Source organism: Mesorhizobium sp. P5_C1 (assembly GCF_054049815.1).
The window spans coordinates 1-9,242 of record NZ_JBFULQ010000206.1; the positions used below are offsets into that span (position 1 = coordinate 1).

At 62.9% G+C, this 9,242-nt stretch carries 10 protein-coding genes; 9 read left to right on the top strand and 1 reads right to left on the bottom strand.

Features of this window, described 5'->3' with window-relative positions; genetic code table 11:
• The 8 genes from ACXJ7R_RS17280 to ACXJ7R_RS17315 form a co-directional block, all read left to right on the top strand.
• Positions 1-1,146 (top strand): malonate decarboxylase subunit alpha (locus ACXJ7R_RS17280; RefSeq protein ID WP_457152897.1); only part of this gene is annotated, 1,146 nt, incomplete at its 5' end.
• Between the two features lie 14 nt (positions 1,147-1,160).
• Positions 1,161-1,478: a malonate decarboxylase acyl carrier protein gene (gene mdcC, locus ACXJ7R_RS17285; RefSeq protein ID WP_095089133.1), complete on the top strand. Its 318-nt coding sequence runs from the start codon at positions 1,161-1,163 to the stop codon at positions 1,476-1,478.
• Positions 1,475-2,419, top strand: a complete 945-nt coding sequence (locus tag ACXJ7R_RS17290; RefSeq protein ID WP_457152898.1) for a biotin-independent malonate decarboxylase subunit beta — start codon at positions 1,475-1,477, stop codon at positions 2,417-2,419. The genes mdcC and ACXJ7R_RS17290 overlap by 4 nt, the downstream gene beginning before the upstream one ends.
• Positions 2,406-3,128, top strand: a complete 723-nt coding sequence (gene mdcE, locus ACXJ7R_RS17295; RefSeq protein WP_457152899.1) for a biotin-independent malonate decarboxylase subunit gamma — start codon at positions 2,406-2,408, stop codon at positions 3,126-3,128. The genes ACXJ7R_RS17290 and mdcE overlap by 14 nt, the downstream gene beginning before the upstream one ends.
• Entirely contained in the window at positions 3,103-3,783 is a 681-nt protein-coding gene (gene mdcG / locus ACXJ7R_RS17300) for a malonate decarboxylase holo-[acyl-carrier-protein] synthase (protein ID WP_457152900.1), read from the top strand. Before mdcE ends, mdcG begins: the two co-directional genes overlap by 26 nt.
• Positions 3,780-4,667, top strand: a complete 888-nt coding sequence (mdcB, locus tag ACXJ7R_RS17305; protein ID WP_457152901.1) for a triphosphoribosyl-dephospho-CoA synthase MdcB — start codon at positions 3,780-3,782, stop codon at positions 4,665-4,667. Before mdcG ends, mdcB begins: the two co-directional genes overlap by 4 nt.
• On the top strand, positions 4,667-5,614 hold the full coding sequence (locus tag ACXJ7R_RS17310) for an AEC family transporter (RefSeq protein WP_457152902.1): 948 nt from the start codon (positions 4,667-4,669) through the stop codon (positions 5,612-5,614). Before mdcB ends, ACXJ7R_RS17310 begins: the two co-directional genes overlap by 1 nt.
• Positions 5,615-5,619: 5 nt before the next feature.
• Complete coding sequence (locus ACXJ7R_RS17315; protein ID WP_457152903.1) at positions 5,620-6,555, top strand: malonate decarboxylase subunit epsilon; 936 nt, start codon at positions 5,620-5,622, stop codon at positions 6,553-6,555.
• A gap of 164 nt (positions 6,556-6,719) precedes the next feature.
• On the opposite strand, the gene ACXJ7R_RS17320 is transcribed toward ACXJ7R_RS17315, so the two are convergent.
• Entirely contained in the window at positions 6,720-7,946 is a 1,227-nt protein-coding gene (locus ACXJ7R_RS17320; protein WP_457152904.1) for an oxalate decarboxylase family bicupin, read from the bottom strand.
• A gap of 522 nt (positions 7,947-8,468) precedes the next feature.
• On the opposite strand from ACXJ7R_RS17320, the gene ACXJ7R_RS17325 reads away from it, so the two are divergent.
• Positions 8,469-9,242: PAS domain S-box protein (locus ACXJ7R_RS17325; RefSeq protein WP_457152905.1), on the top strand; the 774-nt coding region annotated here is incomplete at its 3' end.

A 9,242-nucleotide genomic window follows, 5' to 3' on the forward strand; every position in this document is an offset into this window, starting at 1 on the left:
GTCGTGGAGGCCACAGCCTTCAAGAACGGCGTCGTTATCGCCCAAGTGAACGAGATCGTCGACAAGATTCCGCGCGTCGACATACCGGGGGACCGGGTGCATTTCGTTGTCGAGGCCGACAAGCCATTCTTCGTCGAACCRCTGTTCACGCGCGATCCCGCTGCTATCACCGAGTCGCAGATCCTGACCGGCATGCTGGCGATCAAGGGCATCTACGCGCCCTATGGCGTCAAGCGATTGAACCACGGGATCGGCTTCAACACCGCTGCGATCGAACTCCTCTTGCCGACCTATGGCGAGAAACTCGGACTGAAGGGCAAGGTGGCGAGCCATTTCGCGCTAAACCCTCACCCTGCGTTGATCCCGGCCATCGAATCCGGCTGGGTCGAGCAGATCCACTGCTTCGGTTCCGAGGTCGGGATGGATGAGTACATCCGCGCCCGATCCGACGTCTTCTTTACCGGGTCCGACGGTTCGCTGCGTTCTAACCGGGCCTTCTGCCAGACGGCCGGCCTTTATGCCTGTGACATGTTCATAGGCTCGACGCTGCAGATCGATCTTCAGGGCAATTCCTCCACGGTCACCACGTCGCGCATCGCCGGCTTTGGCGGGGCGCCGAACATGGGCTCTGATGCGCGCGGGCGGCGACATCCGAGCGAGCCCTGGCTGCAGGCTGGCAGGGAAGCCGATCCCGAGGGGTCAACGCTGCTGCGCCGTGGCCGCAAGCTGGTCGTGCAGATCGGCGAGACCTTCGGCGAAAAGAACGTGCCGCTGTTTGTAGAGAGGCTCGATGCTCTGGAACTCGCCGAAAGGCTGAATCTCGAGCTGGCGCCGGTGATGATCTACGGCGACGACGTAACGCACATCGTCACCGAGGAAGGCATCGCCAATCTGCTGCTTTGTCGTGATGCCAGGGAGCGCGAGCAGGCGATCCGCGGGGTGGCGGGATACACCGACGTCGGCCGTGGCCGCGACGCTAAGATGGTCCAGCACCTCCGCGAGCGCGGTGCCATCCGTCGTCCTGAAGATATCGGTATCAATCCGCTCGACGCCGACCGGAGCATGCTGGCGGCGCGTTCCATCAAGGATCTTGTCCATTGGTCGGGTGGGCTCTACGCGCCGCCCTCAAGATTCCGCAACTGGTGAGAAGGACAGCCGCGATGGAGGACCTGAACTTCCGCCACGCCACCCGCCAGCGCGCGGCCGGCACAAGGAAACTGGCCGTCATCGGCGTTGTTGCGTCCGGCAATCTCGAAGTTCTGGCCGAACGAGTGCTCCCCGACTCCGAATGCCTGGTGGAGATCAGGACTGCTGCGGCGGGTTTCGGCGAAGTGTGGGATGCCGTGATCGCAGACTTCGTCAAAGGCTATTCGCCTGGCGGGCTCCGGTTCTCCATCAATGACGGCGGAGCGCGTCCCGACACCGTGTCCCTTAGGCTGGCGCAAGCGGCCCGGCTGATGGAGGAGGACGACCAATGAGCGCCTCTCACACACAGAGAACCACGTCTTCGGTGGAACTGGATCGCACCGCAAGCTGGTACGAGTCCTCGGCGCGGACACGGGTCCGGCTGCTGCTCGATCCCGGAAGCGTTGTCGAGTTCATCGGACCGGAGAAGCGCGAGGTCAGTCCGCATCTCAAGCTCTTCGATCTTCCCGAGCAGTTCGACGATGGCATCGTTGTGGGACTCGGCAGGCTCGACGGTTCGCCGGTGTTTGTCGCAGCACAGGAGGGCCGTTTCATGGGCGGCGCTTTCGGGGAAGTTCACGGAGCGAAGCTGACCGGCCTGTTGCGCGCCGCGCGCGATATTGGGTCTGTTCCGGTGCTGATCCTGTTCGATACGGGTGGCGTGCGCCTGCAGGAGGCCAATGCAGGCGAGCTTGCCATTGCCGAAATCATGCGCGCAGTGATCGAAGCGCGAACTGCAGGTGTGAAAGTGATCGGGCTGATCGGCGGCCGGGCCGGATGCTATGGCGGCGGCGGTTTGATCGCTGGCTGCTGTTCGGCGTTGGCGGTCTCCGAGCAGGGTCGCATTTCGGTGTCCGGTCCCGAGGTGATCGAGACCAATCGCGGTGTCGAGGAGTTCGACTCCCGTGACCGTGCGCTGGTCTGGCGGACCATGGGCGGCAAGCATCGCCGGCTCCTCGGCGGCGCCGAAGTTTTCGTCGATGATACTGTCCAGGACTTTCGCGACGCCGCGCTGGAGCTGCTCAGTTCAATCCGTGCCTTCGGCATCGACACTTTGAAGGCCGAGCAATCCCGCCTTGAAGATCGGTTGCAGCGCTTCGGCGCCTGTCCGGATGCGGTCGATATCTGGACGGCAGAGGGTATTCCTGACGCCGTTTCCATTCCTGCGCTGCCCGCGGACCAATTCATTGCTCTCGCTGACAAAGTCCGGAGGTCCAGCCGTGACGCTCGATGACATTCTCGCCTCGCTGTTTCCCGACGGCCACGACGTGAAAAACAGCGGCGGAGTTCTGTCTGGTTCGGGCGCACTGCGATCGGGTGGCCGGGCGCTCGTCATCGGCGTCGCGGACCGGACCGCGCTCGGCGTGGACGAGGCCATCCGCCTTTCGAACTACGTCCTGGCGTCGGTTGAAAGCGGAAACGCCCCGATCCTCGTCCTGGCGGACAGTGACAGCCAGCGCATGAGCAAGCGGGACGAGCTTTTGGGTTTGAACGAGTTCCTAGCTCATCTCGCCAAGTCCCTCATCTATGCGGATATGCACGGGCGACCCGCCATCGGTCTTCTCTACGGCCACTCCGCAGCCGGCGCCCTTCTCGCCACGGCGCTGGCCACCCGCGTGCTGGTAGGGCTGCCGTCCGCCGATCCGGCGGTGATGGATCTGCCATCCATGGCCAGGGTGACGAAGTTGTCGATCGAGGTTTTGCAGGAAAAGGCGAAGTCCACGCCGGTGTTTGCTCCGGGCTTGCGAAATCTTGCTCAGACAGGCGCGGTTCATCTCACCTGGGACGAGGCCACCCCGCTGGCTGAGCAGCTGGACACACTTCTGGCGGACATGCCGGATGCGCGCGACCGCCGAGATGTGGTCGGCTTKGAGCGCGGCGGTCGGCCGAAGGCATACGCCATCGCGGAGCGCGTCCGTGAACTCGCACTTCAAGCTCTGTGAACTGCCGATGCGGCGTCACGATCTGATATTCGTCGGGCCGGCGGCGTGGCATTCGCTGTTGCTAACACGCAGCGATGGCGCCGCGAACGCGCTCGTCTCATGTTGGGTCGATAGAGGCYGGCCGCTCATTAGACGACGTGCCATGCCGGGTGAGGGGCATGGCGTGCCTTTGGGCCTTGCGCTGCCGTACTTCGCCGGAAAGAAGCGATTTTCGTTTCTCATGCGGCACGAGGATATCCTGTCGACGTCTCCGCCGCCCTCGCTGCGGTCCGCCGGCCCGTCGGCGCCACGCGCCTGGCGACCCACGCTCGCCAAGCTTGAGGATATCGCCTCACGGCATGGCGTGGAAGCCAGGGTGTTCGGCAGCCTTGCCTTGGCTGTCGTCACAGGATTGGACTATCTGACCGACCGCTCCGATCTCGACCTCCTGCTGCAGGTCAATCGCGACACGGATCTTAGCCGCCTGACCGCCGATCTGGCGCGGATCGAGGCGGCCGCGCCGATGCGGCTGGATGGTGAGCTGATCCGCCATGACGGCGTGGCCGCGAACTGGCGGGAGCTTCACGCCGGCCCGCGCGAGGTTCTGGTCAAGACCGTCAGTGATGTGGCGTTGCTCGACGCCCAGCTTTTTCTTTCTGAAGGGATGCCATCGTGACCGTCGCCCTTGCTTTCGGCACGGAGCGGCCGCTTGCGTCAAAGGTGCTGGTACCACGTTTTCCGGATGCCGGGGCCATCGCCACGAGCGCGGTGCGTTGCCTTCTCGACGAGCTGGAGACGTGGCCCAAGCCGGGCCTTGTAAGCCACATCGATTCCGGCAGCCATGAAGACATGGATGCCGGCACATTTCGCGCCAGCGCCGCGGCCATCGGGCCGTACTTCCAGGCTTTGGCGGAAGCCGGCGCCGCTGGCTGCGCGATGGGCGCGTTGAGGGAAATCGGCCTCGATGCCGAGGCAGCCATGCTTGCGGCGACGATGGGGGTCAACACGCATCGCGGCGCCATATTCGGATTGGGCCTGCTATGCGCGGCCGCCGGCGCCAGGATCGGCGGACAGGTGGATCCCACGCTGTCGTTGGGAACTGTGGTCCTGCGGCTGTGGGCCCGCGGCATACTCGAAGGACCGATGGTTCCGCAGAGCCACGGTCAGTTGGCCCGTCGCCGCTTCGGCGCTGGTGGTGCGCGGATCGAGGCTGCCCTCGGATTCCCCAGCATTTATCATGTCGGCCTGCCCACCCTGCGAAAGAGCGTCCTTGAGGCTCCCGACGACGCCGAAGCCCAACGCATCGAAACATGTTTCGCGCTCATTGCGGTTGTCGAGGACACCACTCTGCTGCACCGCGGCGGCCTCTCCGGTCTCGGCTTTGCGCGTCGAGCCGCGCGCCGCTTTCTCGACCAGGGCGGCGTCGGCGCACCCGGCTGGCGAGACCGCGCCCATTTTGTGCATAGGAGCTTCGTTGCCCGTCGGCTCAGTCCCGGGGGCTCAGCGGACCTCCTTGCCATGACCTTGTTCGTCGACGCGCAGGAAAGGATGCTTGCCTGATGGCCAATACAATCCTGCTGGCGCTCGCCCCGGTCTTTTTCGTGATGGCCCTCGGCTATGGAGCCGGAAGATTCGGCATCGTCGAAAACCATCATGTCGACGGCTTCAACACGCTCGTCATGAGCTTCGCGCTGCCGGCATCGCTGTTCGCGGCGACCGCGTCGGCCCCGCGTGGCGAGCTGCTTGTCCAGGCGCCGCTCTTCGCCATTTTCGGCGGGGTCATGCTGCTCATCTATTTCGCCTGGTACTCCATCGCGCGGCTTTTTCTGGCGACGGGCAAGGTGGGCGCTTCGGTGCAGGCTCTGACCGTTGCCTTCCCAAACCTTGGCGGTGTCGGACTTCCGATTGCATCCTCGCTGCTCGGAGCGACGGGGCCGGTCTCGGTCGCCGTTGCCATGGCCGCGGGTTCGATCCTGGTCACTCCGATCACACTTGTTGTCGCCGAAATGGGCAGCCTGAAGGAGGACGGCGCCGTCAAGACGCCAGGCGCTCAGATGTTCGACGCGCTGAGGCGCGCACTGACAAAACCCATTGTTGTCGGCCCCGCGCTTGGAATCCTGCTCTCGCTATGCAGCGTGACGCTCAATCCTGTCATCGAAGCCTGTCTGATGGTGATAGGGCAGGCCGCAGCCGGCGTAGCGCTGTTCCTGACCGGCTTGGTCTTGTCGGCTCAATCGTTCGAGTTCAACTGGAAGATCGTGGGCGCGACCGCATTGGCCGACATCGTTCGACCTCTCCTGATGGTCGCGATCGTGCTCCTGCTACCGGTTCCCTTTGAGATCGCCAGGACGGCGATCCTGTTCGCTGCCCTGCCGGCAGGGTTCTTCGGCATCTTTTTCGCCGTGAGCTATCGGCTCGACTCTTCGACGGTCGGCTCCATGGTCATTGGCAGCACCATCGTGAGCATCGTGACGATGGCGATCGCCATCGCCATTATGTTTCCATAGCGGCGATGGTCCTTGCAATTCTCTGCTCCGGACAGGGGCGGCAGCATCCGGACATGTTCGCCCTGACCGCCGATGCGCCGCAAGCTGCCGGTTTATTTGCCCATGCCGCAACGTTGCTCGGCGACAGGGATCCGCGCGAGATCGTGCGGACCGGATCGGGCGACGCCCTGCACCGCAACCGCATTGGGCAAATCCTCTGCTCGCTGCAGGCGCTGGCAGCCGCGGCGGCGCTGCGGGACACGCTGCCCGACCGGCCGACCGTCGCCGGCTATAGCGTCGGCGAAGTGGCGGCTTGGGGTGTTGCAGGTCTGTTCAGCGCGACCGATACGCTGGACCTCGTCGCGCGTCGGGCGGAAGCCATGGATGCTGCTTCCCCCGGTGGAGACGGGCTGCTTTTCGTCCGTGGCCTTTCCCGCAAATCCATCGAGAGACTATGCGAACGGCACAATGCCGCAATCGCTATCGTCAATCCGGGTAACGCCTTCGTCCTCGGCGGGAGCCGCGCGACTTTGGAAGCCCTTGCCGACGAAGCGAAGGCGGACGCAGCCAGGGTTGTCGGGTTACCTGTGGAGGTTGCTTCCCATACGAGGCGACTCGCCGGGGCGTCTGCCGCGTTTCGCGCGAGCCTGTGCCATGTTCGCCTGATGCGCTCTCCGACTTACGGCGCGCGTGTCTTGAGCGGAGTCGACGGCTCTCCTGTCATCGACACCAAGGCAGGTTTCGACAAGCTGGCGGCGCAAATATCGCAAACGGTGCAATGGGCCGATTGCCTGCAGGGTTGCGTCGAAGGCGGCGCAACGGCCTTCCTCGAACTCGGGCCCGGGCGGGCGCTGAGCGAAATGGCAGTCGGCGCGTATCGCGACATCCCAGCACGAAGCCTGGAAGACTTCAGAACTCTTCAGGGCGCCCACGCTTGGCTTAAAGATCACTCAAGCAAGTGAATATCGAGACGTCGGTGTGCCATGGCGCAGCTATTTTGACGGTGCTGGGCGGCTACCTCGCCATCAACTTGCAGGGACCACAAAAGCATACGCTCGCTCTCGAACCGGGGTGCGCAGCGGTTTTGGGACGATGCGTCGATTGGATCCGTTCAACGCGACGCGCTTTAGGTCGGCACGATGGGAGACTTCCCCTTACGCAAGGCCTGCAGAAACTGCGGGTCGGCGCGCAAACTGACGCGGACCAATTCCGGCGGTGTGAGGGCGAGCCACTGATTTAGTGACACATCGGCGAAGTAGGTGCTCTTGAATACCTCCAAATATCGCAGCGTCGTATTGCCTGTGTTCTCGATGTAGTGCCCCATGGCGAAGGGTACGTAGCCGACGTCGTTGGCCTGGAAATCGAATGTTCGGGCCTCGCCCGACGCCGCGAACACGCCCATGCGGGCCTGGCCCTGGATGTAGTACTGCCATTCGTTTGTATTCGGATGCCAATGCAGCTCGCGCATCCCGCCCGGTTCGACCTCGACAAGGGCCGCGGCGATTGCTTTGGAAACAGGAAACACGGCGCTGTCGGTAATTCGCACCGTTCCGTGTTTCATCCTCATCGGAGCCTGTGCCGTCATGCGGTGGCTGAAGCTCTGCGGGACCTCGACCGCGCCCGCGATCTTGTCTGCGCTGAGCGGCCCCGGAACCGGCGCGGGAAACATGTAAAGCTCGCTGGGATCGGGGACGTTCGCAAGACTCGATGCCGGAACGCCGAAATTCTTGGCGAGCACTTCGGGAGGAGTGTGCTTCAGAAAGTCGCTCAGCAGGAAGGTGTTATCCTCGTCGAAGTCGCCGTCATCGAACACCAGCAAGAATTCCGTCCCGTCTGGATCAAGGCCCTGGATCGAATGTGGAATGCCCGGCGGGAAATACCAAAGGTCACCCGCGCCGACGTCGTCGACGAAATTGTGGCCATTGGCATCGACTGCCGTGATGCGTGCTTTCCCGTAGAGGACATAGGCCCACTCGGCGGCCTTGTGCCAATGCAACTCGCGCACGCCGCCGGCATTCAGGCGCATGTTCACGCCGGCAATGTCCTTGGAGACGCCGAGCTCGCGTGCGGTCACCTGTCGGGTCCAGCCGCCGCCAGACAGTCGGATATGGGCATCGTCGAACGAGAAACGCAGGTTCGGCAGGCTGCCCGCATCCGTGCTCGGTGGGATCATCAGGTCCGGATTCTGGGCTATTCGGGAAGGATTCATCGGACCGGGGTTGGTGCCGCCGCGGCCGTTGGCTAGCGGGTCACCGTTTTGCGCCTGGGCCAGTGTCGCCGTCGTGAGCAAGCCGCCAGCAGCTGTCGCAGCCAACATGGTTCGACGGGATATCTTATCGGTGGCTATGCTCATTTTGCTTCATTCCTTGCTGCGGTGGGCTTCTCGACTGCGCGAATTGGTTCGGCCACGGACCGCATGAGTGTCCGCTTGGCACGCACGGCACACGATATTGATCGGGCGCTGACGCGGTCTTTCCTGTTGACGCATGGTATAGCTGAATCGCACGATGATCGTGGCCGTGGCTCATCCGAGCCTGTGTCGTCATACCCATCGTGTCGCCGCCAGAGCTTGGGCGTTGCGTTTTGCCTGCATGCTTTCCGCCGGATCGGATGCTGTAGGCTCGCTCTCAAGCCTGTGGCGCTGACGGGTCGCTCGATCCCCTGGATTGGTTCGCGACGCGCTTGCCGTGACAAAGGTGCAATCAGGCACCGACGACCGCAATTTCGAACAAGCAGAAAGGATTTCGCTGCTTAAGGTGGACCTGGACATCGGTGCGACACGGAGGTCGATCAGCACGCAAGCGTCGACCAGAAGCTGGGCAAAGATCTTATGCGGCATAGACTATTTCCGCGAACATCGAGCAATTCGCGGCTGGTGGCGCCTCTTGCCAACCTTCTTGCCGCCGGAATATTCGCCGTCGATACTCTTGATCCATTTGCGGGATCTGTCTCGGTCCTCTATGTGGTCGTTGTTTTGCTTGCGTCCACCGCGTTTCGCAGGCGTGGCATCGTCTTGTGTTCGCTCGCCTGTGTTGGGCTCACCGTGCTGAGCTTCTGGCTTGTTCACGGACACGAAGCCAGTGGTGGCGCCCTCAGCCGCTGCGTCATGAGCATCGCGACCATTGTCATTACCGCCCTTCTGGTGCTCAAAAACCAGTCGACCTCGACCGATCTATCCGAAAAGGCCCAACTGCTCGATTTGACGCATGACGCGATTTTCGTTCGCAGCATGGGCGGTCTGATCTCCTATTGGAATCGTGGTGCAGAAGCCATTTACGGCTGGTCGGCCGAACACACGGCGGGAAAGTCCACCCATCAACTCCTGCAGACGGTCTTTCCAGCCAGGCTCGACGAGATCAATCGGGAACTGCTCAGCTCCAACCGCTGGGAAGGTGAGCTCTTGCACACGAAACGCGACGGATCCGTCGTTGTCGTTTCCAGCCGGTGGTCGCTGAAGACGGATGCCGACGGCAGACCGTTGGCGGTTCTCGAAACGAATACGGACATATCAGAGCGCAGGCGAGCCGAAACCGAGGTCCTGAAGGCCCAGGCGGAACTCGCCCATGTGACACGCCTCACCACATTGGGTGAATTGACGGCCTCGATCGCGCACGAGGTCAATCAGCCGCTTGCCGGCATCGTTATGAAC